The following is a 24,486-nucleotide window of genomic DNA, read 5'->3' as shown; positions in this document are numbered from 1 at the left end:
CAGCGGGCGAAGACGGCTTTGACCTCGGGGGTTTCGAGGGAGGCGGGGTAGGAGTCGAAGGTCAGGCGGTCCACGAGGGGGGTCACGCCCCGGGTGGAACTGCCCAGGGTGGCGCGTGCCTGTCCGAAGCAGCCGCCGGGCGGGATCGGACGGCCGTTCTTCGTCCCACCGCGCACCTCGGGACTCACCCCGGCCGGAGACCGGGCGGGCGCCTCGATCCCCCCGAGCAGCGCCTCGGTGTCGGCGGACGGGGCGGGCCGGGACTCGTCCGCGCGCAGGGCGGCCTCGTACCGTGCCTGTTCGGCGGCGTCGGGCTGGTAGCCGCGCCGGGCGGACAGGGCCGGATCGTGGATGCCGTACCGCCAGTCCATCATGTTGCGGAACCCGGCCCCGGGCAGTTCGGCCTGCGGTTTCCAGGCGACGCCGAACTCCTTCATGCACTGCCCGACGAGCTTCGCCTCGGCCCGGCCGATGCTCCTGGCCTGCGCCTCGGTGGGCCGAAAGCGCTGGAGGGGAAGCGTCCAGGTGGAGGGGGACTCCGCCGCGCTCCCGGGGGCGGACGGGGGCCCCGGAGAGGGCGGCCCCGGGGCCGTCGCCCGCGAGGGCCGGGGGACCGGGGCCGGTTGCCCCGGGGCGCAGCCGGCCGGCAGGAGAACGGCGCTCGTCAGAACCGCGACTGCCGCCCGCCTCCGGCGGTGGTCTCTTCTCATGGTGGTTCCTCCCGGTCGTGGGGCGGGGCCGTGTCGCCGTCGGACAGCGGGCGGTCCCCGGTTCCGGCCTCTTCGTGTGCACGCGGCTGAACTCCCCTGCGCGGTACGGGCGCGGGCGGCCGCCCGCGAGCTGGAGGGTGCACCGTACGTACGGGCCGGACCGGTCCCGGGCGGCCGGGACGGGAGGGACGGCGCAGTGATCGTCCCGGACCGCGCTGAGCTGTGGGTTCGACGCCGTCCTGGGATGGGGGACGGGACACGGGACACCCCTGAGAAACCCCTGGTTCTGGTGTGATGGCGGAGGCCGGGCCGCGCCGTCGCGAGGGCCCGCCACCGTATGCGGTGAGGAAGAGGGGGAGTCGTGTTCCAGAGGCCGGACATGTCGGTGGTCGAGGGTTCCGGGGCGGGCGGTGAGGGCAGGACGGCGAGCGCGAAGCGCCTCCGGCTGGGGCCGGTGACCCTGCGGAGGTCGTCGTTCCCCGATGTGCGGAACGGGGGCGCGCCGGCCGCGGCCCGCCGGGTGGCGGCCGGGGCGGAGACGGAGGAGGACGCGGATCGGGAGACGTACCGCGTGATCCTTCTGCTGAGGGGGAGCCGCCCCCTCGCGCGGGGGACGGAACCGGTGGGGGTGTGCGCGCCGGACGAGCTGTACCTGGTCGACGGCTCGGCCCCGTTCGACCCGGGGGCGTTCGAGCCGAAGGTGTCCCAGCTCCGTGCTTCCCTCCGGGAGCGACGGGTCGAGGCCGTCTGCCTGGACTTCCCGGCGTCGATGCTGCCGTGGTCGCGGGACCGGCTGCGCGGGGTGCGGGGGCGGCGCCTCTCCGGCGGAAAGGGCGCCGGGGGGGATGCTCGCCGACTTCCTGCTGTCGCTGGACCGGCGCGCGCCGGAACTGGGCGCCCTCGAAGCGCCCAGGGCGGGTACGGCCGCCGTCGACCTGGTCGCGGCCTGGCTGGCCCAGGAGCTGGACGCCCCGGCGGCCGTGCCCCACGAGGCGCGGATCGGAGCGCTGATGTCCGGCATCCGGGGCTTCATCCAGCGAACCTGCACGACCCGCAGCTGTCACCGGCCGTGGTCGCGGCCGCCCACCACCTCTCGCTCAGCTACCTGCACCGCGTCTTCGGCCGGCAGTCGGGCGGCGAGACGGTGGCCGCGTGGATCCGGAGCCAGCGCCTGGAGCGGGCGCGCCAGGACCTGGAGGACCCCGCCCTGCGGACGACTCCGGTGCACGCCGTCGCGGCCCGCTGGGGCATCCCCCGGGCCTCCGACTTCAGCCGCTCGTTCCGCGCGGCCTACGGCGTGTCGCCCCACGAGCACCGGACGCGGGCCATGAAGGGCGCGGGCGGCGGGACCGGGGCGCCCGCGCGGGTCGCGGCGCGGCGAGCGGTATGAGACACGCCCCGATGTCGACCGGACCCCGTACGGGAAGGGCCGGGACCTGTACGGGAAGGGCCGGGCCCGTGCCGGAAGAGCCGGGACCTGTACGGGAAGGGCCGGGACCCCGGGGCCCCGGATTGGCAATGCGTCCCCCACCTCTGCGCGATGCGTCTCCCCGCCTTTCACGGAGCGCGGGACCCCTCTTCCCCACTGCTACGTTTCGCACGCCGCCGTCAGCGGAACCACCCCGTTTCTCCTGAGAGGGAGCTCTTTCATGAAGCGTTCCATCGCTTTCCTCGGCATCTTCGCCTCGATCGCCGCGGGCATCATCACCGCGAGCCCCGCTGCCCATGCCGCGATCGGCGGATGCACTTACCGGACGACGTACACCGACACCGCCGGTTACTACACGTCCATTCCGACCGTGGGCCTGCGCGGAACGAACTTCTGCGTCCTTTCACGCGGTTCGTCGAACCTCGGCGTATACGAATTGCAGGTCACGCTTTTCCTCTGCTACGGGCAGGACACCAACGGGCTCGACGGAGACTTCGGCCCCGGCACCGAGGCCGCGCTCAAGCGCGTGCAGGCCGGCCTCGGCCTCACCGCCGACGGCGTGTACGGGCCGAACACCCGCGACGCCCTGAAGTGGGCCTGGCGGACCTCCGCCGGCAACCAGCGCTGCCTCAAGCTGACCCAGGCCCCGGGCCCCCTGCACGACTGACCCCGCACCGCCGCGCCCCCGGGGAGTGATCTTGAGGGTGGGGGCGGTTCGTGGCAGGCTCCTGCCACATGATCGACGAATTCGCGAAGGACAACCTGCACGGCAGACTGCGGCGGGACCGTGAGGCGCTGCTCTGGAAGCTCGACGGGCTGTCCGAGTACGACGCCCGCCGGCCGCTGACGGCGACCGGGACCAACCTCCTCGGCCTGGTCAAGCACGTGGCCACCGTCGAGGCCCGGTACTTCGGCGAGGTCTTCGGCCGGCCCTCCCCGGAGCCGCTGCCCCGGTGGCAGGACGCCGACGGCAGCGACCTGTGGGCGGCCGAGGGCGAGACCCTCGACCAGGTCGTCGGCTTCTACCGGCGTACGTGGGAGCACGCGGACGCGACGATCGACGCGCTCCCGATCGACGCCCCCGGACGCGTGCCGTGGTGGCCCGAGCCGTACGCCGACACGAACCTGTTCGCCGTCATGGTCCACGTCCTCGGCGAGTCCGTCCGGCACGCCGGGCACGCCGACATCCTGCGCGAGGGACTCGACGGCCGGACCGGGCTGCGCCCCGAGCACGAGAAGCGGATCGACGAGGAGGCCCGCGCGGCCCACCGCGCGACGCTGGAGCGGGCCGCCCGTACGGCCGCGTCCTCCAAGGGCTGAAACCTCCCGGTCCCTGACGGTCAGGGGCGGCCGCGCCACTGGAGGACCTTGAGGGCGGCGCCGACCTCGACGGTGTGCTCGGCGAGGGGGCGCGGCAGGAGGCCGTCGGCGCGGGCCAGCCGCCGGAGCAGGGTGTTGCGGTGGACGAAGAGGCGGGCGGCGGCCCGGGTGGCGTTGCACTCCTCGGCGAGGAAGACGCGGAGCGTGTCGGTGAGTTCGGCGGGCGCGGTCTCCAGCGCGCCGAGGGTGCGGGCGACGAAGCGGTCGGCCCGTTCGGGATCGGCGGTGAGCAGGGCGACCAGCTCGACCTCGTGGTGGAAGGCGAGCCGCGAGGGGGAGGCGAGGCGGGTGAGCATCTGCTGGGTGGTCAGCGCGTCGAGGTGGCTGCGGCGGAAGCCGTCGACGCCCGGCGCGGTGGAGCCGACCGCGACGCGCACGTCCGGCAGCCGCTCCAGGGCGGCCCGGGTCCGGTCGGCGTCGGGGCGGCCGTGCACCCACACCCAGCGGGTGGCGGCGCCGGCGATGACGCTCAGCGGACGGAGCTGGCCGGCGGCCTCGGCGAGCGCGTCGGCGGCCCGGTCGAGCCGGCCCAGGTCGGCGTCGGGCGCGTCGGCCCAGGCGATCGCGGCGGTGTGCGGCGGGTCCAGCCGGTGGCCCAGCCGGCTCTCGGCGCGCTGCCGGGTGATGGGCGCCCCTTCGAGGAGGAGGGCGACGGTCTCCCGGCGCTCCGCGTGGGTGCCCCGGGTGAGCTCGTCCCGCTCGGCGCGCATCCGGGCCGAGATCGCGCCCACCGTGTCGTCGACGAAGGCGGAGATGGAGCGCAGCGACACGTCGAGGAGGGCGCGCAGTTCCTCCGGGTCGTCGGTGAGCGTGCAGGCGATCTGCGTCCACATGCGGACGGCGACGCTCTCGCCGACCCGGTAGGCGTCCAGCGCGGACTCGTCCAGACCGCGCCGGATCATGTCCCGGGCGACGGCCAGCGGTGCCTCCGTGTCGTTGGCCGGGACGGGCTCGCCCGGCGCGCGGACGTTGGAGGCCGCCCAGAACAGCAGGTTGGAGCGGTTGGTACGGCGGGTCCCGGCGGCCAGCGCCGGATCGGCGGCGATCTGCCGCCTGGCCTCGCCGGACAGGGTCGCCGCGTCCAGCTCGGCGAGCCATTCGGGCGCGGGGGTGAGCGCGATCTCGGCGCCCCGGCGGATCAGTTCCCGTATCCGGGGCGGGGGAGGCGGCCACGACATGCGCCCATCGTAGGCGGTGCGATCCGCACCGCCCACCCCCTCCGCGTGGTGCGGTTCGCACGTTGTCGCCGTGCCGTGGCGGGCGCCACGATGGACGCGTCCGTCCCTCGACACCGCCCGGGAGCCGCCCGTGTCCTCGTCCTCCGCCAGGCCCGCCGCCGAACACCTCGACGTCCTCGTCGTCGGGGCCGGGATCTCGGGCATCGGCGCCGCGCGGTACCTGAAGACCGAGCTGCCCGGCAAGAGCTTCGCGATCCTGGAGGCGCGCCCGGCCTCCGGCGGCACCTGGGACCTGTTCCGCTACCCCGGCATCCGCTCGGACTCCGACCTGCACACCTTCGGTTACGCGTTCAAGCCCTGGCGCGACCGGCAGTCCCTCGCCGACGCGCCCCGGATCCTGGCCTACCTGCGGCAGACGGCCGCCGAGAACGGCATCGAGGAGCACATCCGGTACCACCACAAGGTGCTCGGCGCGTCCTGGTCGACCGGCGAGGCCCGCTGGACCGTCGAGGTCGAGCGGGCCGACACCGGCGAGCGTACGACGCTGACCTGCGGCTGGCTGTTCTCGGCGGGCGGGTACTACCGCTACGACGAGGGCTTCACGCCGCACTTCGAGGGGCGCGACCGGTTCCACGGCCCGGTCGTGCACCCGCAGCACTGGCCGGAGGACCTCGACCACGCGGGCAAGCGCGTGGTGGTCATCGGCAGCGGGGCGACCGCCGTCACCCTGGTCCCGGCGATGGCGGGCACCGCCGCGCACGTGACCATGCTCCAGCGCACACCGACCTACGTCGTGCCGGTGCCGCGCTCGGACCTCGTCGCCAACGCGCTGAAGAAGTGCCTGGGCGCGCGGCGCGGTTACGCGCTGACCCGCCGCAAGAACATCGCCCAGCAGCGGCTGATCTGGCGCTTCTGCCAGAGGTTCCCGAAGGCGGCGCGCCGCCTGATCCGCTGGGTCAACACCCGGCAGCTGCCCGCCGGTTATCCCGTGGACGTGCACTTCAACCCGCCGTACGACCCCTGGGACCAGCGGCTGTGCGCCGTCCCCGACGGCGACCTGTTCCGGACGATCCGGGAGGGCCGCGCCTCGGTGGTCACCGACAGGATCGCCACCTTCACCGAGCGGGGCCTCCTCCTGGAGTCCGGCCGGGAGCTGGCGGCGGACGTGATCGTCACCGCCACCGGGCTGAACGTGCAGGCGTTCGGCGGCATCCGCCTCACCGTCGACGGCCGGGAGGTGAAGCTGCCGGACACCCTCGCCTACAAGGGCATGATGCTGTCCGGCGTCCCCAACTTCGCCTTCGCCATCGGCTACACCAACTCCTCCTGGACGCTGAAGATCGGCCTGCTGTGCGAGCACTTCTGCCGGCTGCTGGCCCACATGGACGCGCACGGCCACACCGTCTGCCGGCCCGAGCCGGCGGACCCGGGGATGGCGACCCGGCCGTTCCTGGACTTCGGCGCCGGCTACGTCCGGCGGGCCGTCGACACGCTGCCCCGCCAGGGCGACCGCATGCCGTGGCTGACCTCGATGGACTACCGCGACGACGTGCGCCTGCTGCGCTCCGGCAGCGTCGCCGACCCCGAACTGCGCTTCTCCCGGGCCACGGTCGGGGAGGAGGCCGCGGGGCGGCCGGTGGGCTGACGGCGGTACGGAGGACGGGAGCGGGGGTACGGGCGGAGAACCCGCACCCCCGCTCTGGAGGCACGCGAAGGACCCGTCTCGTGCCCGGTCCGGCGGCGGACGGCGGGCCGGGTCAGGCGCGGCGCAGCGCCGCGTGCGCCGTTCCGGCCTCGAAGGCGTGCGGGTTGGTGTGGCTGGCGTCCGAGGTCAGGTGCGCCCTGAGGGCTTCGCGGGCGGCCGCGATGTCGGCCTTGGACGCCAGCTCGTCCACGCGCAGGCAGGCGAGGGCCGAGGTCTCCCTGAGCCGCTCGGGGTCGGCCTCGAACCCGGCCCGGACCAGCGCCGCGTGCCGGTCCTCCCGGAACAGCGCGCGGAACGCGTCGTCGGTGGAGAGGAGTTCGAGCAGCCGGTCGGCGACCCCGGGCGGGATGCGCAGTTTGGTGTCGGACAGGTCGGACGACATGGTTTCCCCCAACGGTTCTCTTGAGAAGTTCCCCCGGAGGTCTGCCCGAGGGGCCTGGTGCTCTCCCGGTGGTCTTCCCGAACGGGCCCGGGCGGAGCGTCAGTCGCGGAGCAGCGCCGTCGGCACCGCCCCGGCTTCCAGGGCGTGCGGATTGCTGTACGCCGCGTCGGACAGCAGGTGTGCGCGCAGTTCCTCGCGGGCCCGGGCGATGGCCTCCTTGCCGGCCAGCTCCCGCACGGTCAGGCATCTCAACGGCGAGGCCGCGCGCAGTTGTTCGGTGGTCAGGTCGCAGCCGGCCAGGGCCAGGGCCGCGTGGCGGTCCCGCGTGAACAGCTCGCGGAACTGGTCGTCGGTGCTCAGCAGATCGAGCAGGCGGTCGATGACGTCGGCCGGAAGACGCGTTTTCCCGTTCCCCGGCGCATGAGTCGGCATCATGATGAGAACGATAGCTGACCATAATGTGATAAGGGAGCCCTTCCGCGTTCCTGCCGCTCACAGTCCGCCTCCGCCCGCTGCCGAACGGATTCCGACCCCATGCGTGTTCGCCGTTGTGCCGTGCTGTTCCTCGAACCCCGCGAAGAGGTGGGGTTCGACCTGGACTCGCTGCTGACCGGAGGCGACGGCCTGAGCCGCACCCGGCGCTGGCTGGCCCTCGCCCCGCACCTCGACGCGGAGGTCGAGGTCGACGCGCCGCAGCGGGAGTTCCTCGGCCGGCTGAGCCCCGGCGAGTGGCGGGAGACGGAGTCGCTGGACGCCGGGGAGGCGGCCCTGGCGGCCGCGCTGGCCGACAGCGGCCTGGTGATCGCCGACGGCGCGCCCCACGCCGCCCACCGCGAGCGCGACGAGGCGCTGCGCGCCGCGCACTGGTGGCCGCCCGCGGCGATGATGCACCGGTTCGCCCGCTGGGAGGGCCTCGACAGCGCGGCCAGTATGGCGGCCAACGACATGGCCACCGCCGCCGACCTGCGGCGCAAGCTCGGACCGCCGCCCCCGCACGCGCCCGCGCGCGAGGACGCGACGGAGCGGGTGCCGCTGCCGCGCGTCGGCGGCAACGCGTTCGACGCGATGCTGGCGCGCCGGACCACCTGCCGGAACTTCGACGCCGCCCGGCCGGTGCCGCTGGAGCTGTGCGCGCACATGCTGCAACGCGTCTTCGCCGCGCAGGCGCAGGTGCGGATCGACGAGGACACCGTCTTCCTGAAGAAGCACACGCCCTCCGGCGGCGGCCTGCACCCGACCGGCGCCTACCTGGTCGTGCGGAACGTCGAGGGAGTCGACCCGGGGCTGTACCACTACCACCCGGTCGACCACGTCCTGGAGCGCCTGCCCGACCCGGACGAACCCCTGGAGGCGTTCGCGCGCCGCGCCCTGGCCGGCCAGCACTGGTTCTCCGACGCGCCCGTGCTGGCGGTCCTGGCGCCGCGGTACGCCCGCAGCTTCTGGAAGTACCGCCGGCACGCCAAGGCGTACCGCGCCCTGCTGCTCGACGGCGGGCACCTGTCCCAGACCCTGTACCTGAGCGCGACGGAGCTCGGTCTCGGCGCCTTCGTGACCTCGGCGATCAACGAGGTGGACATCGAGCGGGCCTTCGGTCTGGACCCGCTGGCCGAAGGCCCGCTGGCGGTCTGCGGCTTCGGCTGGCGCGCCCGGCGGATGGACACCAGCGAGTTCGACCCGGCCGAGGAGGTCTGGCTGCGGGCGCCGGACGGGCCCGAGCGGGACTGACCTGCGGGAACGGCGGCAGGGAGGAGAAGAGGGCCGGAAGGCGGGCGCGGAGCGGGGCGGGGGACGAGGTGGTGAGAAGTTCACGTCCAGGCCCTTGTTCCGCCACATTCTACGCGCGTATCTTCAGCTCCTGGATCTGTACGGGACGCTTCCGGGCGTCCTCCGTCCGCACGTGACGATCCCTCATCGAACCCGGCGCCGTCGTGGCGACCGGGTGTGTTCCGCCGTGAAGGAGTGCCGCAACGGTGCCCAGCCCGCTTCCCGTTCCCGCCCGCCGTTCCCGCCGCACGCTGCTGCGCGCGGCCCTGCCCGCCGCGGTCACCGCGTCGCTGGTGCTCGTCCCGCTGCCCGGCGCGGTCGCCACCCCGTCCGCGGGCGTGGTCATCGCCGAGGTGTACGGCGGCGGCGGCAACTCCGGCGCGACGCTGAAGAACGACTTCATCGAGCTCGCCAACCCGACCGGCGCCGCCTTCGGCCTGGCCGGCCACAGCGTGCAGTACCTGTCGGGCAGCCCCGGCGCGAGCAGCAAGTGGGGCGTCACCCCGCTGACCGGCTCGGTCGCCGCCAAGAGCCGCTACCTGATCGCCCAGGCGGCGGGCACCGGCGGCACGGTGGGCCTGCCGGCCGCCGACGCCACCGGCACCCTGGCGCTGTCCGCGACCAGCGGCACCGTCGCCCTCGTCTCCGGCACCGAGGCCCTGACCTGCAAGACCGCCGAGGAGTGCGCCGCCGACCCGCGCGTCGTCGACCTGGTGGGCTTCGGCACCGCCGTGGTCCGCGAGGGCTCCGGCCCCGCCGCCGGCGCCTCCAACAGCGCCTCGGTGGCCCGCGCCGCGTCCCTCGCCGACACCGACGACAACGCCGCCGACTTCCAGGCCAGCGAGCCCACCCCAGTCAACGCCAAGGGCGAGACCGCCCCCGGCGGCCCCGGCGGCGGCGAGACCGGCCCGACCGAGCCCGGCACCGTCCGCGTCCACGACATCCAGGGCGCCACCCGCCTCTCGCCGCTGGCCGGCCAGACCGTCACGGGCGTCCCCGGCATCGTCACCGGCGTCCGCGGCTACGGCACCAAGGGCTTCTGGATGCAGGACCCGAACCCGGACGCGGACCCCGCCACCAGCGAGGGCGTCTTCGTCTACACCAACGGCACCGGCCCGGCCGTCAAGGTCGGCGACGCCGTCCTGGTCACCGCCAAGGTCACCGAGTACTACCCGAACAACGCGGGCGGCTCGCAGTCCCTCACCGAGCTGACCGCCCCCAGGACCACCGTGGTCTCCTCGGGCAACACGGTCCCCGCCCCCGTGGTGCTCGACGGCACGTCCGTCCCGGAGGCGTACGCCCCCGACGCGGCGGGCGGCTCGATCGAGGCCCTGCCGCTGCGCACCGACGCCTACGCGCTCGACCTCTTCGAGGCGCTGGAGGGCATGAACGTCGAGGTCCGCGACGTGCCGGTCACCCAGGCCAGCAACGCCTACCACGAGCTGTGGGTGAACGCCCGCGAGCAGGACCCGCGCTCGGCCCGCGGCGGCTCCGTCTACCTCGGCTACGACCGGCAGAACTCGGGCCGCCTCCTCGTCCAGTCGCTGGGCGACGCCGCCGACTTCCCGGTCGCGAACGTCGGCGACCGGCTCACCGGCACCACCGGCGGCCCCCTCGACTACACCCGGTTCGGCGGCTACGCCGTGCAGGCCACCCGCCTCGGCACCGTCGAGTCGGGCGGGCTCCGGCGCGAGGTCACCGCCCGCGCCCTGCCGAGCGAGCTCACCATCGCCACGTACAACGTCGAGAACCTCGACCCGGCCGACCCGGACGAGAAGTTCGCCGAGCTGGCCTCCGGCGTCGTCACCCACCTGCGCGCGCCCGACATCCTGACCCTCGAAGAGGTCCAGGACGACAACGGCCCGGTCAACGACGGCACGGTCTCCTCCGATGCCACCGTCGCCAAGTTCGTCGAGGCGATCAAGGCCGCCGGCGGCCCCGCCTACGACTGGCGCTCCGTCGACCCGGTGGACGGCGAGGACGGCGGCGAGCCCGGCGGCAACATCCGCCAGGTCTTCCTCTTCAACCCCGACCGGGTCTCCTTCACCGACATAGCCGGCGGCGACGCCACCACCGCCGTGGACGTGACCGGCACCGGCAAGCGCACCTCGCTGACCGCCTCCCCGGCCCGGATTGCCCCCGCCGACGCGGCGTGGAACAACAGCCGCAAGCCGCTGATCGGCCAGTTCCGCTTCCACAACAAGCCGGTCTTCGTGATCGCCAACCACTTCAACAGCAAGGGCGGCGACCAGGGCCTCGACAGCCGCTTCCAGGCCCCGTCCCGCAGCTCCGAGGTCCAGCGCCTCCAGCAGGCCGAGGTCCAGCGGGCCTTCGTCGCCAAGCTGCTGGCCGCCGACCCCGGCGCCCGGGTGGTCTCCCTCGGCGACTTCAACGACTACCAGTTCTCGCCCGCGCTCCGGACCCTCACCCGGGGCGGCGTCCTGCGCGACCTGGTGAACGAGCTGCCCGCGTCCGAGCGGTACTCGTACGTCTACCAGGGCAACTCGCAGGTCCTCGACCACATCCTGGTCAGCCCCGCCTTCAAGCGCCAGCAGACCCGCTACGACGTCGTCCACATCAACAGCGAGTTCGCCAGCCAGGCGTCCGACCACGACCCGCAGGTGGTCCGCGTCAAGCCCTGACCCGGCACACCCCGCCCCCGCCGTCCCCGGTATCAAACTGATGACCGATACCGGGGACGGCGGGGGCTATGATCATCCGCAGCAAGGCCGTAGCGCAGAGGTCGTCGCGCCCACGCATCGAGCTGGAGGACGTCGGTTCGAATCCGACCGGTCTTGCGCCTGCTTGCTGTCGACGCGGACGCCGGGCCCCGGCGGAGGACCGGTGGAATGCTGATGGACCAGCCGACAACGCCCGTGCGCTGCCCCGCGATCGAGCACCCCGACCGGCCCGCCGCCGACCCGGCCCTGCTCGCACCGCTGCTCGACCGGCTGGCCGACCCCCGGCCCGTCACCGCCGACGAGACCTTCCCGCTCGGCACCCTGCGCACCGGCGGCCGGGTGGACCTGTGCAAGCAGGGACTCGGCCCCGCCGGCGCGGCCCGCCTGCTGCCCGCCGCCGTCGCCTCCCCGCACGCCGCCCACCTGCTGCTCGGCACCGACTCCGTCGGCGACGACGGCGCCCGGTCCGTCGCCGACGCCCTCACCGCCGCCCGCGACGCCGGCACCGCCCACGGCATCCGGACCCTTTACCTCGGCTGCGACCGCATCGGCCCCGACGGCGCCACGGCCCTCGCCGCCGCGCTCGCCGAGGACACCGAGGTCCGCGCCCTGTGGCTCAAGCGGAACCCGCTCGCCCCCGCCGGCGCCCGCACCCTCGCCGCACTGCTGCGCCGCAACCGCGCGCTGCGGACCCTCGACCTGGTCAACACCGGCATCGGCCCGGAGGGCGTACGGCTCCTCCTCGACGCCCTCCTGGACCGCGACGCCCCCCTCGAACGGCTCTACCTCGGCGGCAACGGCCTGACCGCCGCCGACGCCCCGCTGCTCGCCGCCCTCGTCCGCGACGCCGGAGTCCGCGAGCTCTACCTCCCCGCCAACCACCTCGGCGACGCGGGCACCGCCGTCCTGGCCGCCGCGGCCGACCCCGCCCGGCCCGTCCGCCTCGGCCTCGGCGGCAACGGCATCGGCCCCGCCGGAGCCCGCGCCCTCGCCGACGCCCTCGGCGGCATCGAGAGCCTCGACCTCGGTCGGGCCATGTCCGAACGCGGCCTCGGCGCCCCCGCCAACACCACCGGCGACGACGGCGCCCGGTCCCTCGCCGCCGCCCTCCCCGGCAGCCCGCTGCGCCGCCTCGAACTGCGCCACACCGGCCTCACCGGACGCGGCGCCAGGACCCTGCTCAGCGCGCTCCCCGACGAGCACCGCCTCGAACACGTCGGCCTCGGCCCCGGCACGCCCCGCCGGCTCAAGCGCTCCTTCGCCGAACGGCTCCACCCCGCCCGCCCCGCCCACCCCGACCTGCGGGCGATCGGCAGCGTGTACCGGTGACCGCGCGCCCCGGCCCACCCGGCGGCCTCACCGCCGAGGAGGCCGCCTCCTGGGCCCGCGTCCGCCGCTACGCGGTGCCCCGCCGGATGATCGAACGCGCCACCCGGGCCCGGGAGTCCGGCGACTGGCGGACCGCCTGCGCCGTCGCCGCCGTGGACGTCCCCGACGACCTCGACCCCCGCCGGATCGCCGACCGGTACGGCTCCGCGACCGCCGCCCGCGTCGCCGACGACCTGCGGCACCTCGCCCCCGACCTGCTGCGCTGGCACCTCCCGCGCACCCTCGGCGGCCACAGCACCCTCGCCGCGGGCCGCCGCGTCCTCCTCGCCGCCTACGACACCCCCGGCGCCGCCGGCCCCGTCCTGTCGGTCACCAACACCCCCATGCTCGCCGGGCCGCAGCGCCTCCGCCTGCACCTCGGACCCGCCGTCGCACCCCAGGACGACCGGCTCCACGGCGTGCGGTACGTCACCGAGGACTGGACCGCCGCCCGCCGCTTCTGGGACGCCCGCCGCACCGGCGAACTCCGCTGGAGCGCGGGCGCCGCCGACGCCGCCGCGCCCGGCGGCCCCGCGCCCCGGGGCCGCATCCCCTTCCTGCGCGCCGACGGCACCCCGCTCGCCGCCGACGAACTCCCCACCGAGGCCCCCGGCGCCGCCGACCCGGCCGCCCTCGCCGAATGGATCGCGGTCCTCCAGGCGCGCGGAGAGCACACCGAGGCGTACGCCGCCGCCGGCCTCGGCCTCGACCTCACCCCGCCCCCGCGGGGCCCGCGCTCCTACCGGGAGCTCGACGTCGCCGCGCTCACCTCCTTCGTCGCCCCCGACCTCACCCGGCTCGCCCCCGAACTCCGGCGCCTCGCCCGCGCCGGACACGGCACCGTCTTCCGCCTCGACCTGGAGTGGCGCGGCCACCTGCGGATCGGCCTCGACCCGGCCGCCCCCGACGTCCGCCCGCCGCACGTCACCGGCCACGAGCGGGGCCAGGGGGACGGCGTCCCGCGCCTCCCCTCGTACACCTGGCAGCGGCTCCCCGACATCGGCCTGCTCCGGGCCGGCCGGATCCGGCCCGAGGAGTTCCACCCGCTGGTCGCCGCCGTGCTGCTCCCGCACGCCGGACCCGCCACCGGCCCGCCCGGCCCCCGCGTCCCCGGCCCCGTCCGGGTCCGCTGCGGCGACGCCTGGCACGAGGTCGCCCACCGCGACGGCGTGCTCACGGGCCCGCACACCGAGCGGGAGCGGCAGCGCGAACAGGCACTGCTCGCCTTCGGCGGCACCGTCAGCGGCTGCTTCGCCGCGCGGGACGCCTGGGCGGGCGGCGGGGGACGGCTGCCGCGCGCCCTGCGCGAACAGCGCAACGCCCTGTTCCTGCACGCCCAGCACGGCGACACCCCCGCCGTCCTCGCCCTCCTCGACGCCGGTACCGACCCGCACGTCCGCGACCGCAGGGGGCGCGGCCTGCTGCACCTCCTGCCCCTCCTCGACCACCGGGAGCTGCTGCCCCGGCTGCTGGCCGCCGGAGTGGACCTGGAGGCGAAGGACAAGGCCGACCGCACCCCGCTCCAGAGCGCCGTCCACGGCGGCGGCTCCGCCGCCCTCGTCGCCGACCTGCTCGCCGCCGGGGCCAGGACCGACGTCGTCGACGAGGAGGAACTCTCCCTCGCCCAGACGATCCGCCGGTACGAGCGCACCGACCTGATGGCCCTGCGCCACCGCCTGCTGCGCGACCACCCGGGCCTCGGCTCCGCGTGGTTCGACGACCACATGGACGAACGGGACTCCTCCGGCATCGACTGGAACGCGCCGGAACCGGCGGACGAGAAGGAACCCCGCACATGACGATCCCCGCCGCGTCCGCGCCCGCCGTGCCCGCCGCCCTCGCGGCCGCCGACGCCCTCAACGCCCGCCTCGACACCACCCGGACCGAACCCGCCGCCAGCCCCCAACTGGAGGCCCTCGCCCTGGCGGTGACGGCCAATCAGCCCGTCCTGCTGTGGGGCGAGCCCGGCATCGGCAAGTCCGCCGGCCTGCGGCAGCTCGCCGACGCCCTCGGCGTCCACCTGGAGACCGTCGTCGCCAGCGTCCACGAACCGTCCGACTTCGCCGGGCTCCCCGTCGTCGGCGACGACCCGGCCGCCTCCGGCGTGCCGATGGCACCCCCGGACTGGGCCGTCCGGCTCGCCCGCACCGGCCACGGCCTGCTCTTCTTCGACGAACTCTCCTCGGCCCCGCCCGCCGTGCAGGCCGCCCTGCTGCGCGTCGTCCTCGAACGCCGGGTCGGCAGCCTCGCCCTGCCCCCGTCGGTCCGGATCGTCGCCGCCGCCAACCCGCCCGCCAGCGCCGCCGACGGCTGGCACCTCAGCCCGCCGCTCGCCAACCGCTTCGTGCACCTCGACTGGACGCACGACCCGCGCACCGTGGCCCGGGGCATGACCGGCACCTGGCCCGAGACCGCCCTGCCGACCGTGGCGCCCGGCCGGGTCCCCGGCGCCGTCGCCCGCGCCCGGGGCGTCGTCGGCGGCTTCCTGACCGCCCGCCCCGGCCTCGCCCACCACCTGCCGAAGGACGCCGAGAGCCGGGGCCGCGCCTGGCCCTCGCCCCGCACCTGGGAGATGGCCCTGCGCCTGCTGGCCACCGGCTACGCGGCGGGCGCCGGACGCGAGGCCCTGGCCGCCGCCCTCACCGGCGCCGTCGGCGAGGCCGCCGGCCTCGAACTCCTCTCCTACCTGGAGAACCTGGACCTGCCCGACCCCGACCGGGTCCTCGCCGACCCGGCCGCCTTCGCCCTGCCCGAACGCGGCGACCGCCAGCTCGCCTTCCTCATCGCCGTCGTCGCCGCCGTGCAGAGCGAACCGACCCGCCCCCGCTGGGAGGCCGGCTGGGAGGTCCTCGCCAAGGCCGTGGACGCCGGGGTGCCCGACGTGGCCGCCCGCGCCGCCCGCGACCTCGCCGCGCTGCGCGCCCCGGACTGGCCCGTCCCGCCCGGCATCGACGCCTTCCTCGAACTCCTCCAGCTCGCCGGCGCCCTGCCCGGCGCGCGCTGACCGGCCCCGCCCGTGCCCCCCTCCCCGGACCCCGCGCCCGGCGACGGCCTCGACCGCGCCAAACTGCTGGCCGCCCGCTACAAGGCCGCCGAGGCCCGCCCGTACCTCGCCTCCGCCCTCTACGCCCTGACCGTCGTCCCCACCCGGCGGGTGGCCACCATGGCGGTGGACCGGTACTGGCGCTGCTACGTCGCACCCGCCTTCGTCGACGCGACGGAGGTCGAGGAACTGGCCGGGGTGTGGATCCACGAGGCCGCCCACCTGCTGCGCGACCACCACGGCCGGGCCGACCGGCTGCCGCCCGCCGACCGGCGCGACCACCTCCGCGTCAACCTGGCCCAGGACTGCGAGATCAACGACGACCTCGTCGCCGACGGGCTGCGGCTGCCCCCGGGCCGCGTGGAGCCCCACCTCTTCGGACTCCCGGCCGGCCGCCTCTTCGAGGAGTACCTGAACGGCCTCCCGGCCTCGCCCCCGCCGCTGCCCGACTGCGGCTCCGGCGCCCACGGCACCCCCGCCCCGTGGGACCTGGACGGGCCCGCCGCCACCGCCGCCACCGGACTCGGCCCGGCCGAGGCCGAGGCGCTGCGCCGCCGGACCGCCCAGGCCGTCCGGGCCCACGCGCGCACCCGGGGCACCCTCCCGGCGGGCTGGCGGCGCTGGGCGGAAGAGGTCCTCGAACCCGTCGTCGACTGGCGCCGGGCGCTCGCCGGAGCCGTCCGCGAGGCCGCCGCCTGGGCGGCCGGCGCGGTCGACTACACCTACCGCCGCCCCTCGCGCCGCACCCCGGCCCTCGGCGGCCGGGTGGTCCTCCCCAGCCTGCGCAGACCGCTGCCCCGGGTGGCCGTCGTCGTCGACACCTCCGGCTCCATGGGCCCGGACGACCTCGCCGCCGCGCTCGCCGAGATCGCGGGCGTGCTGCGCGAGGTCGGCGTCGGCGGCCGCCGCGTCCCCGTCCTCGCCTGCGACGCCGACGTCCACGCCGTCACCCGGGTCTCCTCCGCCGACCAGGTCGAACTCGCGGGCGGCGGCGGCACCGACATGACCGTCGGCATCCGTACGGCCCTGGCCGCCCCCGACCCGCCGGGCATCGTCGTCGTCCTCACCGACGGCTGCACCCCCTGGCCCCCGGAACCCCTCTCCGCCCGCCTGATCGCCGCCCTCGTCGGCGCGAATGCCCCCCAGCCGCCGCCCTGGGTCGAGACCGTCCGGGTCCCCGCCCGCGCCTGACCCCCGGCACCGGCCGGGCGCGCCTCAGGAGGGATCGGGCAGGGCCCGGGCGAGGTGGTGGTGGAGGAGGCCGAGGGCCGGTCGGTGCGGGGCGAGGAGCGGCGCGGCCAGCTTCCAGTAGCGCGCCATCACCCCCGTCTCCTCGCGGGCCAGCAGCCCGGCGAGGCGCCGCCGGAAGGCGGGGGAGTCGGCCGCGCCGAGGGAGCGGGCGTACGCCTCCACGAAGCAGTCCAGGGCCTCCGGTCCGGCGGGCGGCCGCCCGGCCCGCGCCCGCGCGCCCGCCAGGCCGTACGCCTCGGCCAGCCCCTCGTACAGGACGGCCGCCCGGTAGCGCTCGCCGGGCAGCGGCGGGGCCGGGGACCGGTCCGGGCGGGGGTCCGTGACGAGGGCGCCCAGCCGGGCGAAGGCCCGTACCTCCTGCGGCGACGGCTCGTCCGGCACCACCGGCACCACCTCGTCCAGCACCCGCGCGACCAGCGGCCGGGGCAGCCGCACGGGCAGCGACCGCCGCCAGAACCGCACCACCGCGTCGGTCCCCGGCGGCAGCGCCGACGCGCCCAGCAGCGGCAGCAGCGAGGCCCGTTCGGCGCCGTCGCACTCCGCCAGGAGCCGCAGCGACGCCTCCCGCCAGGCCAGCGCGACCCGCTCGCGCGCCACGTCCCGCAGCCGCCCGGCGACCGCCTCCGCCAGCGGGGCGCCGCCCTCCAGCGCCCGCGCCACCTCCGGCAGGCCGAGCCCCAGGGCGCGCAGCGACCGGATCTCCCGCAGCCGGACGAGCGCCCCGGGCCCGTACCGCCGGTGTCCGCCGCCGCTGCGGCCCTCCTCCGGGAGCAGCCCCCGGTCCGAGTAGTGGCGCACGGTCTTCACCGTCACCCCGGCCCGCCCGGCGAGTTCGCCGATGCTCCACGTCCCGTCCGCGCCGTCCGCTCCGCCCGTCACGGCCACCTCCCGCCTTCCGCCGCCGACGATAACCGCCGCCGCGCGGGGTGGAACCTCCCCCGGGGGGAGCTCCTAGCCTGCGGACGGCCGTCGCGGACGGCCGCGACGGACACGGACACGAGGAGGCGGTCATGACGGCGTTCGTTCTGGTGGGGGGTGCCTTCACCGGCGGGTGGGTGTGGGACGGGGTCGCCCGGCGGCTGCGGGCGGCCGGGGCCACCGCGCACCCGGTCACCTTCGACCCGGACCCCGGCGCCGGACTCGGCGCCCACGTCGGGGAGTTGCTGCGGCTCCTCGACCGGATCGAGGAGCCTAGGGTCGTCCTCGTCGGGCACGACTACGGCATCCACCCGGTGCTCGCCGCCGCCGACCGGCGCCCCCACCGGGTCGCCCGGGTGGTGTACGTCGCCGCCGGGCTGCCCGGCCACGGCGACCCGGCCCTGCTCCTGGTGCGCGACGCGGAGGTCCGCGACCGGCTCGCGCACGACCCGGCGCCGCTCCCGCCGCCCCGGGGGGAGGAGTGGGCCCGCTGGGGCGCCCTCGACGGCGTGGGCGCGCGGGACCTCGACCGGCTCGACCGGCTCGCCGCGCCCCAGCCGGCCCGGACCCTCACCGAGCCGCTGCGGCTCGGCGGCGCCGTCCACCGGCTGCCCGCCAGCGGCGTGATGTGCACGGCCGACGGGCCCGGCATCGAGACCGTCGAGATGGTGGTCCACGCCGGTCCGCCGCAGTTCCGCGAGCGCGTCGGGCCCGACTTCACCCTCTTCGAACTCCCCACCGGGCACTGGCCGATGCTCTCCGCCCCGGCCGAACTCGCCGACGTCCTGCTGCGCGCGGCGGCGGGCGGCGGCCGCCGGCTCGTCGTCCCCGAGGACCAACCCTCGTACGAGACGGCCGACTTCCTCCTCGATCCGCCGGTGGCGCCCCGGGAGCGGCACGGCCGCGTCGACCTCCACCTCCCCGCCGGGGAGGAGCCCCGGCCGACGGTCGTCCTCGTCCACGGCGGGCCCGTCGACCCCGGTCGCCGGCCCACCCCGCGCGACACCCCGTTCCTGCTCGGGTACGGCCGCCTCGCGGCGGACGCCGGGCTCGTCGGCGCCACCCTGGACCACCGGCTGCACGCCCTCACCGACTACCCGCGCGCCGCCGCCGACCTGGCCGAGGCGGTGGAGCGGGTCCGCGCCCACCCCCGGACCGACCCGGACCGGGTCGCCCTCTGGTTCTTCTCCGCCGGGGGCCTTCTCGCGGCGGACTGGCTGGCCGCGCCCCCGCCGTGGCTGCGCTGCCTGGCGCTCAGCTATCCGGTGCTGGCCCCGCCGCCCGGCTGGGACGCGGTCGACGCCCGCTTCCGTCCGGTCGCCGCGCTCTTTGGCACCGGCCGGCTCCCGCTCGTCCTCACCCGGGCCGGCCGCGAGCACGCCCCCTTCGCCGCGACGGTCCGCGCCTTTCTGGCCGCGGCCGGGGAGCACGGGACGGACGTGGAGGTCGTGGACGTGCCGGAGGGCCGGCACGGCTTCGAGACGCTGGACCCCACCGACGCCTCCCGGGCGGCCGTGACCCGGGCGATGGCCGCCGTCCGCCATCACCTGACCGCTTCCTGACCTTCTTTGATCTCTTCTTGTCGTCATCCGATCGCCGCCCGACCGCTCTTCGGCGGCCCGGGCGGCCGGAGGGACTCCTCCGTTCCGGTGGATTGGCCGAACTCCGCGTAGACCGGATAGATGCCTGAGGCATGTAGTGGGAGGCGACGCCGGACCCGACGACCAGCCGTCTGCGAGGTTCTCCGATGACGACCGCCGAAGAAGAGACCGCCCGAGAAGCGGCGAGCGGGGAAGGCGCCGTCGCCTTCCCCCAGAGCCGGACCTGCCCCTACCACCCGCCGGCCGCCTACGACCCCCTGCGCGAGGACCGCCCCCTGTCCCGGGTCACCCTCTGGGACGGCCGGGAGGTGTGGCTGGTCTCCGGCCACCGGACCGCCCGCGCGCTCCTCGCCGACCAGCGGTTCTCCACCGACTCCACCCGGCCCGACTTCCCGATCCCCACCGAACGCGCCGCCCCGCTGCGCCGCCGCAGGCGGGCCGCGCTGCTCGGCTGGGACGACCCCGAGCACAACGCCCAGCGCAGGCTGCTCATCCCGAGCTTCTCCCTCAAGCGCACGGACGGCCTGCGCCCCCGGATCCAGGCCACCGTGGACCGGCTGATCGACGCCATGGAGGCCGCCGGACCCCCCGCCGAACTGGTGGAGGACTTCGCGCTGCCGGTGCCGTCGATCGTCATCTGCGACCTCCTCGGCATCCCCTACGAGGACCACGCCTTCTTCGAGGAGCAGTCCCGGCGGCTGCTGCGCGGCCCCACGGCCGAGGACACCGAGGACGCCCTCGCCCGACTGGAGGAGTACCTCGGCGCCCTCGTCGACGGCAAGCGCACGACACCGGGCGAGGGCGTGCTGGACGACCTGGTGGCCCGGCAGGCGGCGGAGGGCGGCCCCGACCGGCAGGAACTGGTCCAGCTCGCGACGATCCTGCTCGTCGCCGGGCACGAGACCACCGCCAACATGATCTCCCTGGGGACGTACACCCTGCTGAACCACCCCGAGCGGCTGGCCCGGCTCCGCGCGGACCCCGGCCTGCTGCCCGCCGCAGTGGAGGAGCTGCTGCGCTTCCTGTCGATCGCGGACGGCATGCTGCGCGTCGCCCGCGAGGACGTGGAGACCGACGGCGAGGTCATCCGCGCGGGCGACGGCGTGGTCTTCTCCACCTCCCTCATCAACCGCGACGGCACCGTCTACGCCGCCCCCGACACCCTCGACTGGGACCGGTCCGCCCGGCACCACGTCGCCTTCGGCTTCGGCATCCACCAGTGCCTGGGGCAGAACCTCGCCCGTACGGAACTGGAGATCGCCCTCGGGACGCTGCTGCGCCGGCTGCCGGGGCTGCGCCTCGCCGCACCGGCCGAGGAGATCCCCTTCAAGCCGGGCGACACGATCCAGGGGATGCTCGAACTCCCCGTCGCCTGGTGAGCGGGGCGACGGGGCCGGGGACCGGACGCGAGGAGAAGGAGGAACGGCCGGTGCGCGTAGCGATCGACACGGACGTCTGCATCGGGGCCGGGCAGTGTGCCCTGCTCGCCCCGGACGTCTTCACCCAGGACGACGACGGCTTCGGCACCGTCCTGCCCGGCCGCGAGGACGGCGGGGGCGGGACGCTGGTCCGCGAGGCCGCCCGCGCCTGCCCCGTACGCGCCGTCACCCTCGGGGCGCCGGCCGGACCGTGAGGACCGGCGGGCGGCACCGGGCCCCGGGCCGGCGCGGGACGGGGAGCCCCGCGCCCCGGCCGGGGCGGTGACGGCACCGTGTCCCGGGCCGCGGCGCACCGCCGGGGCCCGGGACACGGAGGCTTCAAGCGCCGCCGGTGCCGGGGCGGTTGCCCAGGACGTCGGCGACGCCGCGCTCGATGACGGCGGTGCGGCCGGTGACGGTGCCGGGCTTGAGGCCCTTCACCTCCTCGACCTGGATGGTGCGCTGGCCGAGGTAGGTGAAGCTCCGGCGGTCGAAGATCAGCTCGGTGCGCTCGCCCGCGGTCTCGTCCGTCCGGGCCACGGCCAGTCCGTCGCGCCCCGCGGCGTCCTTGGCGTGCTCGACCACGACGACGCCGGGGATCTTCGCGGCGGCCCGGTAGAGCGCCGAGGCCAGCCCGGCGGGCGGGGCCTGCTCGCCGACCAGGTCGCCGATGGTGGTGAAGGCCTGCTGGTACCGGTTGCGGCCCTTGCCCTCGCCCTCGGCGTAGATCTTCGCCAGCAGCGCGTCGGGGTCGGTGGGCAGCGTCCTCAGGAGGTCGTACGAGGGCGCGTTGATGTGGGACGGGACGTCGGTGTCGAGGGGCTCGCCCCCGGCCGGGCTGTTGCCCGGCTCGATCAGGTAGCCCCGGGAGCCGTCCCGGGACTTCCACACCTCGCGCGGGTGCAGCTCCTGGACGAAGGCGGTCTCCGTGTTCTTGTCGAAGTCCACCTCGGTCACCAGGTACGACACCTGGCTCTTGACGTACAGGAACTGGCCGGGGCCGACCTTCGGCTCCCGCTGCCGGGCCGCCGCCGTGGAGATCTGCCGGATCGTGGCGTCCAGCTTCTCGGCGCTGCCCGCCTCGATCCGCACCACCGGGGCGGGCACCCGGGTCAGCGGGGCCGCCGTCCCGTCGTGGGAGGCGGAGCCGAGGAGCTGGAAGGCCAGGACGCCGGCCACGGCCGCCGCGGCGACCGGGAGGGCGACGAGCAGGGTGCGCCGCCGGGGGCGGGCGGGACGCGGGGCCTCGGGCGCGGGCGCGGGGGCGTGCTGGATCTGCTGCATGAGGTGCTCCTCCAGAGCGAGGCGGCGGTCGGGCCGGAGGTCCGGGTCACCGGGTGCGGGCAGCAGCCGGGCCAGTTCCGCGTGGTCGAGCGGTTCCTGCGCCCGCCTGAAGTTGCGGATCATCGGTTCTCCTCCTCCATCGACCGGGCCGCGGGGACGCGGTCACCCCGTACTTGTCCGGACGCCGGGCCGGGTTCCGTCCCCGGCGTCCTCAGTTCCTCCTCGGCGAGCCCGCGCAGCCGGGTCCGGGCCCGGGACAGCCGGGAGCGGACCGTGCCGACCGCGACGTCCAGGGTGGCGGCGACCTCGGCGTAGCTCATCCCCGACCACACGCACAGGGTGAAGACCTCGCGCTCGCCCCGGCGCAGCCGGCCCAGGGCGCGCCGGGCGGCGGCCAGTTGCTCGGCGTCCGCGATCCGGCCCACGAGTTCGTCCGCGAAGTCGGGCACCGTCTCCTGGGCGGGCATGCGGTCCATCGCGGCCCGGTGGCGGCGTCCGGCCCGGGTGGTGTTGCGCAGCACGTTCACCGCGATGCCCATCAGCCAGGGGCGCGGGCCGTCGCCCTCGTCCCGCAGCTTGCCCCGCAGCCGCCACGCCTCCAGGAAGGTCAGCTGCACCACGTCCTCGGCCAGCGACCAGTCGCCCGTCATCCGGACCGCGTGGCGGTACACCAGCGAGGCGTGTGCCGCGTGCAGTTCCCTGAAGGCCTCGGGATCACCGTCACGGATCCTGGCAAACATCGAATAGTCCACGTCCACTGTTGTCCGCCCGCCCGCACCGGTTCCCGTGACCCGGCTCACACCGTGCGGGGGCGGATCACGCGGGCGTCAGCGGGTCCACCCGCGCCAGCACCTCGGCGAGCGGGGCCCCGGTCCGCGCCGCCACCGCGCGGCGCGCGCGGAGCTGGGCCCGGGTCCGGGGCCGGTACGCGGGCTTCCGGCCGCAGCCGCAGGGCTCGAAGCCCTCGTAGTCCAGCCCGGCGGCCAGCACGGCGGCCACGACGCTCCACGCCTTGGCGTCCCGGCGGCGCGGGGCGGCGAAGTCACGGCCGGCGCGGACCATCGGCACGGAGCACCGGGGGCACGGCCGCCCGCCGGGGGCGGCGTACAGCTTGAACGAGACGCGGCAGGCCACGCACACGTGATGCGGCTTGTAGGACTTCTCGGCGTAGTGGCACACGGGGAGAACGTACCGGGTGGCGCCGGCCGGGCCGCCGGAAGGCCCAGGCCCGGGCCGCCGGTCAGGCCGCCGGAGGACCCGGTCCCGGGCCGCCGGTCAGGCCGCCGGAAGGCCCAGGCCCAGGGCGTCGGCCAGCCGGGCGCGGTGCCAGTGCGGGGGGCCGAAGAGGTGGCGGCTGCCGTGGGCGCGCTTGAAGTAGCGGTGGGCGTCGTGCTCCCAGGTGACGCCGATGCCGCCGTGCAGCTGGATCGTCTCGGCCGCCACCTCCGAGAACGCCTCCGAGCAGACCGACTTCGCCGAGGCGGCCAGGCGGGTCAGCTCCGGCCCCGGGCCGCGCGCGGCGGCGAAGGCCGCGCCCAGGGCCGCCGAACGGGCCGACTCCACGAGCACGTAGGCGTCCGCCAGACGGTGCTTGACGGCCTGGAAGGAGCCGATGGGCCGGCCGAACTGGACGCGTTCGCGGGCGTACGCCACCGTCAGTTCGAGGCACCGGGCGGCCGCGCCGACCTGTTCGGCGGCGAGGGCGGCGCAGGCCAGGTCCAGCACCTCGGCCAGGACGCGGGCGCCGTCGCCGTCCGCGCCGACCGGGCGGGCCTCCGCGTCGGCGAGGACCAGCCGGGACTGGGCCCGGGTGCCGTCCATGGGGGGCGCCCCGGTGTGCCGCACCCCGGGCGCCGAGGGGCGTACGGCGAAGAGCGAGGGGCCCGCCGGGGTGCGGGCGGCCACCAGCAGCAGGTCGGCCCGGGAGCCGTCCAGGACGTGCTCCTTCGCGCCGGTGAGCCGCCAGCTCCCGCCGGGCCCGGGGACGGCCCGGGTACGGATCGCGGCCGGGTCCCACGAGCCGTCCTCGGCCCAGGCCAGCGCCGCCACCGAGGTGCCGTCCGCCAGGTCCGGCAGGTAGGCGGCGCAGGCCGCCCGGTCGCCGGAGGCCAGCAGGGCGCGGGTGGCGAGGACGGCGGAGCCGAGGTACGGGACGGGGCTCAGCTCCCGGCCCAGCTCCTCCATCACCACGTGGACCTCCACGGCCCCGCGGCCCGCGCCGCCGTACTCCTCGGGCACGGCCAGGCCCGCTGCCCCGATCTGTCCGGCCAGGGGCCGCCAGGCCGCCTCCCCGGGGCGGCGTCCGAGCAGGGCCCGTACGGACGCGCGCAGTTCTTCCTGTTCGCCGTCGAGTCGCATGGTTCCTTCCGCTTCT

Annotated in this window: 21 protein-coding genes and 2 pseudogenes; 14 read left to right on the top strand and 9 right to left on the bottom strand. The window is 76.1% G+C overall.

Features of this window, described 5'->3' with window-relative positions:
- Window positions 1-437: pseudogene (locus IE219_RS18025) on the bottom strand (hypothetical protein); the annotation flags it as partial.
- Between the two features lie 1,342 nt (window positions 438-1,779).
- On the opposite strand from IE219_RS18025, the gene IE219_RS18020 reads away from it, so the two are divergent.
- From IE219_RS18020 to IE219_RS18010, 3 genes are all read left to right on the top strand, one after another.
- Window positions 1,780-2,100 (top strand): helix-turn-helix transcriptional regulator, encoded by a 321-nt coding sequence (locus IE219_RS18020; RefSeq protein WP_189978526.1) that lies wholly within the window; start codon window positions 1,780-1,782, stop codon window positions 2,098-2,100.
- Window positions 2,101-2,359: 259 nt separating this feature from the next.
- Entirely contained in the window at window positions 2,360-2,806 is a 447-nt protein-coding gene (locus IE219_RS18015; RefSeq protein WP_189978524.1) for a peptidoglycan-binding domain-containing protein, read from the top strand.
- A gap of 68 nt (window positions 2,807-2,874) precedes the next feature.
- Complete coding sequence (locus IE219_RS18010) at window positions 2,875-3,459, top strand: DinB family protein (RefSeq protein ID WP_189978522.1); 585 nt, start codon at window positions 2,875-2,877, stop codon at window positions 3,457-3,459.
- A gap of 20 nt (window positions 3,460-3,479) precedes the next feature.
- Here the strand turns inward: IE219_RS18010 and IE219_RS18005 are convergent, their stop codons facing one another.
- The gene (locus IE219_RS18005) at window positions 3,480-4,697 is read right to left on the bottom strand and encodes a PucR family transcriptional regulator (protein ID WP_189978520.1); all 1,218 of its coding nucleotides are present in this window, start codon (window positions 4,695-4,697) and stop codon (window positions 3,480-3,482) included.
- A gap of 130 nt (window positions 4,698-4,827) precedes the next feature.
- Between IE219_RS18005 and IE219_RS18000 the strand changes: the two genes are divergently transcribed.
- The gene (locus IE219_RS18000; protein WP_189978518.1) at window positions 4,828-6,342 is read left to right on the top strand and encodes a flavin-containing monooxygenase; all 1,515 of its coding nucleotides are present in this window, start codon (window positions 4,828-4,830) and stop codon (window positions 6,340-6,342) included.
- A 112-nt stretch (window positions 6,343-6,454) separates the two neighbouring features.
- On the opposite strand, the gene IE219_RS17995 is transcribed toward IE219_RS18000, so the two are convergent.
- Window positions 6,455-6,784: an NHLP-related RiPP peptide gene (locus IE219_RS17995; protein WP_189978516.1), complete on the bottom strand. Its 330-nt coding sequence runs from the start codon at window positions 6,782-6,784 to the stop codon at window positions 6,455-6,457.
- Window positions 6,785-6,883: 99 nt separating this feature from the next.
- Entirely contained in the window at window positions 6,884-7,219 is a 336-nt protein-coding gene (locus IE219_RS17990; RefSeq protein WP_189978514.1) for an NHLP-related RiPP peptide, read from the bottom strand.
- Window positions 7,220-7,318: 99 nt separating this feature from the next.
- Here IE219_RS17990 and IE219_RS17985 point away from each other — a divergent pair, with 99 nt between their 5' ends.
- From IE219_RS17985 to IE219_RS17955, 7 genes and pseudogenes are all read left to right on the top strand, one after another.
- Window positions 7,319-8,509 (top strand): putative peptide maturation dehydrogenase, encoded by a 1,191-nt coding sequence (locus IE219_RS17985; RefSeq protein WP_189978512.1) that lies wholly within the window; start codon window positions 7,319-7,321, stop codon window positions 8,507-8,509.
- Window positions 8,510-8,754: 245 nt separating this feature from the next.
- The gene (locus IE219_RS17980; protein WP_373298853.1) at window positions 8,755-11,190 is read left to right on the top strand and encodes a DUF8508 domain-containing protein; all 2,436 of its coding nucleotides are present in this window, start codon (window positions 8,755-8,757) and stop codon (window positions 11,188-11,190) included.
- A gap of 83 nt (window positions 11,191-11,273) precedes the next feature.
- Window positions 11,274-11,346 (top strand): annotated as a pseudogene (locus IE219_RS17975).
- Between the two features lie 57 nt (window positions 11,347-11,403).
- Window positions 11,404-12,558 (top strand): leucine-rich repeat domain-containing protein, encoded by a 1,155-nt coding sequence (locus tag IE219_RS17970; protein ID WP_189978510.1) that lies wholly within the window; start codon window positions 11,404-11,406, stop codon window positions 12,556-12,558.
- Entirely contained in the window at window positions 12,555-14,396 is a 1,842-nt protein-coding gene (locus IE219_RS17965; protein WP_189978508.1) for an ankyrin repeat domain-containing protein, read from the top strand. The genes IE219_RS17970 and IE219_RS17965 overlap by 4 nt, the downstream gene beginning before the upstream one ends.
- On the top strand, window positions 14,393-15,601 hold the full coding sequence (locus IE219_RS17960; protein ID WP_189978506.1) for an AAA family ATPase: 1,209 nt from the start codon (window positions 14,393-14,395) through the stop codon (window positions 15,599-15,601). Before IE219_RS17965 ends, IE219_RS17960 begins: the two co-directional genes overlap by 4 nt.
- Before the next feature lie 12 nt (window positions 15,602-15,613).
- Window positions 15,614-16,831, top strand: a complete 1,218-nt coding sequence (locus IE219_RS17955; protein WP_189978504.1) for a vWA domain-containing protein — start codon at window positions 15,614-15,616, stop codon at window positions 16,829-16,831.
- A gap of 24 nt (window positions 16,832-16,855) precedes the next feature.
- On the opposite strand, the gene IE219_RS17950 is transcribed toward IE219_RS17955, so the two are convergent.
- Complete coding sequence (locus tag IE219_RS17950; RefSeq protein WP_189978502.1) at window positions 16,856-17,770, bottom strand: MerR family transcriptional regulator; 915 nt, start codon at window positions 17,768-17,770, stop codon at window positions 16,856-16,858.
- Window positions 17,771-17,901: 131 nt separating this feature from the next.
- On the opposite strand from IE219_RS17950, the gene IE219_RS17945 reads away from it, so the two are divergent.
- The 3 genes from IE219_RS17945 to IE219_RS17935 all read left to right on the top strand — a co-directional run bounded on the left by IE219_RS17945 (window position 17,902) and on the right by IE219_RS17935 (window position 21,043).
- A complete protein-coding gene (locus tag IE219_RS17945; RefSeq protein ID WP_189978500.1) occupies window positions 17,902-19,371 on the top strand; it encodes an alpha/beta hydrolase in 1,470 nt (489 codons plus the stop codon).
- A gap of 185 nt (window positions 19,372-19,556) precedes the next feature.
- Window positions 19,557-20,789: a cytochrome P450 gene (locus tag IE219_RS17940; RefSeq protein WP_189978498.1), complete on the top strand. Its 1,233-nt coding sequence runs from the start codon at window positions 19,557-19,559 to the stop codon at window positions 20,787-20,789.
- 50 nt (window positions 20,790-20,839) lie between these two features.
- Window positions 20,840-21,043: a ferredoxin gene (locus IE219_RS17935; protein ID WP_189978496.1), complete on the top strand. Its 204-nt coding sequence runs from the start codon at window positions 20,840-20,842 to the stop codon at window positions 21,041-21,043.
- A 124-nt stretch (window positions 21,044-21,167) separates the two neighbouring features.
- Here the strand turns inward: IE219_RS17935 and IE219_RS17930 are convergent, their stop codons facing one another.
- The 4 genes from IE219_RS17930 to IE219_RS17915 form a co-directional block, all read right to left on the bottom strand.
- The gene (locus IE219_RS17930; RefSeq protein WP_189978495.1) at window positions 21,168-22,235 is read right to left on the bottom strand and encodes a CU044_5270 family protein; all 1,068 of its coding nucleotides are present in this window, start codon (window positions 22,233-22,235) and stop codon (window positions 21,168-21,170) included.
- A complete protein-coding gene (locus IE219_RS17925; RefSeq protein WP_189978493.1) occupies window positions 22,232-22,852 on the bottom strand; it encodes an RNA polymerase sigma factor in 621 nt (206 codons plus the stop codon). The genes IE219_RS17930 and IE219_RS17925 overlap by 4 nt, the downstream gene beginning before the upstream one ends.
- 76 nt (window positions 22,853-22,928) lie before the next feature.
- Entirely contained in the window at window positions 22,929-23,291 is a 363-nt protein-coding gene (locus IE219_RS17920; protein ID WP_229849824.1) for a hypothetical protein, read from the bottom strand.
- A 96-nt stretch (window positions 23,292-23,387) separates the two neighbouring features.
- The gene (locus IE219_RS17915; protein WP_189978491.1) at window positions 23,388-24,470 is read right to left on the bottom strand and encodes an acyl-CoA dehydrogenase family protein; all 1,083 of its coding nucleotides are present in this window, start codon (window positions 24,468-24,470) and stop codon (window positions 23,388-23,390) included.
- Window positions 24,471-24,486: the final 16 nt, after the last annotated feature.

This window comes from Streptomyces termitum, from assembly GCF_014650175.1.
Taxonomy (GTDB): Bacteria; Actinomycetota; Actinomycetes; order Streptomycetales; family Streptomycetaceae; genus Streptomyces; species Streptomyces termitum.
Note: the sequence above shows the minus strand (reverse complement) of the source record. Positions and strands in the feature narration are given on the sequence as shown.

What these genes read in the sequence shown, in the direction of transcription:
- IE219_RS18015 (WP_189978524.1), top strand. Translation starts at nt 2,360, where the DNA reads ATGAAGCGTTCCATCGCTTTCCTCGGCATCTTCGCCTCGATCGCCGCG.
- IE219_RS18010 (WP_189978522.1), top strand. Translation starts at nt 2,875, where the DNA reads ATGATCGACGAATTCGCGAAGGACAACCTGCACGGCAGACTGCGGCGG.
- IE219_RS18005 (WP_189978520.1), bottom strand. Translation starts at nt 4,697, where the DNA reads ATGTCGTGGCCGCCTCCCCCGCCCCGGATACGGGAACTGATCCGCCGG.
- IE219_RS17995 (WP_189978516.1), bottom strand. Translation starts at nt 6,784, where the DNA reads ATGTCGTCCGACCTGTCCGACACCAAACTGCGCATCCCGCCCGGGGTC.
- IE219_RS17990 (WP_189978514.1), bottom strand. Translation starts at nt 7,219, where the DNA reads ATGATGCCGACTCATGCGCCGGGGAACGGGAAAACGCGTCTTCCGGCC.
- IE219_RS17985 (WP_189978512.1), top strand. Translation starts at nt 7,319, where the DNA reads ATGCGTGTTCGCCGTTGTGCCGTGCTGTTCCTCGAACCCCGCGAAGAG.
- IE219_RS17970 (WP_189978510.1), top strand. Translation starts at nt 11,404, where the DNA reads ATGGACCAGCCGACAACGCCCGTGCGCTGCCCCGCGATCGAGCACCCC.
- IE219_RS17960 (WP_189978506.1), top strand. Translation starts at nt 14,393, where the DNA reads ATGACGATCCCCGCCGCGTCCGCGCCCGCCGTGCCCGCCGCCCTCGCG.
- IE219_RS17945 (WP_189978500.1), top strand. Translation starts at nt 17,902, where the DNA reads ATGACGGCGTTCGTTCTGGTGGGGGGTGCCTTCACCGGCGGGTGGGTG.
- IE219_RS17940 (WP_189978498.1), top strand. Translation starts at nt 19,557, where the DNA reads ATGACGACCGCCGAAGAAGAGACCGCCCGAGAAGCGGCGAGCGGGGAA.
- IE219_RS17930 (WP_189978495.1), bottom strand. Translation starts at nt 22,235, where the DNA reads ATGATCCGCAACTTCAGGCGGGCGCAGGAACCGCTCGACCACGCGGAA.
- IE219_RS17925 (WP_189978493.1), bottom strand. Translation starts at nt 22,852, where the DNA reads ATGTTTGCCAGGATCCGTGACGGTGATCCCGAGGCCTTCAGGGAACTG.
- IE219_RS17915 (WP_189978491.1), bottom strand. Translation starts at nt 24,470, where the DNA reads ATGCGACTCGACGGCGAACAGGAAGAACTGCGCGCGTCCGTACGGGCC.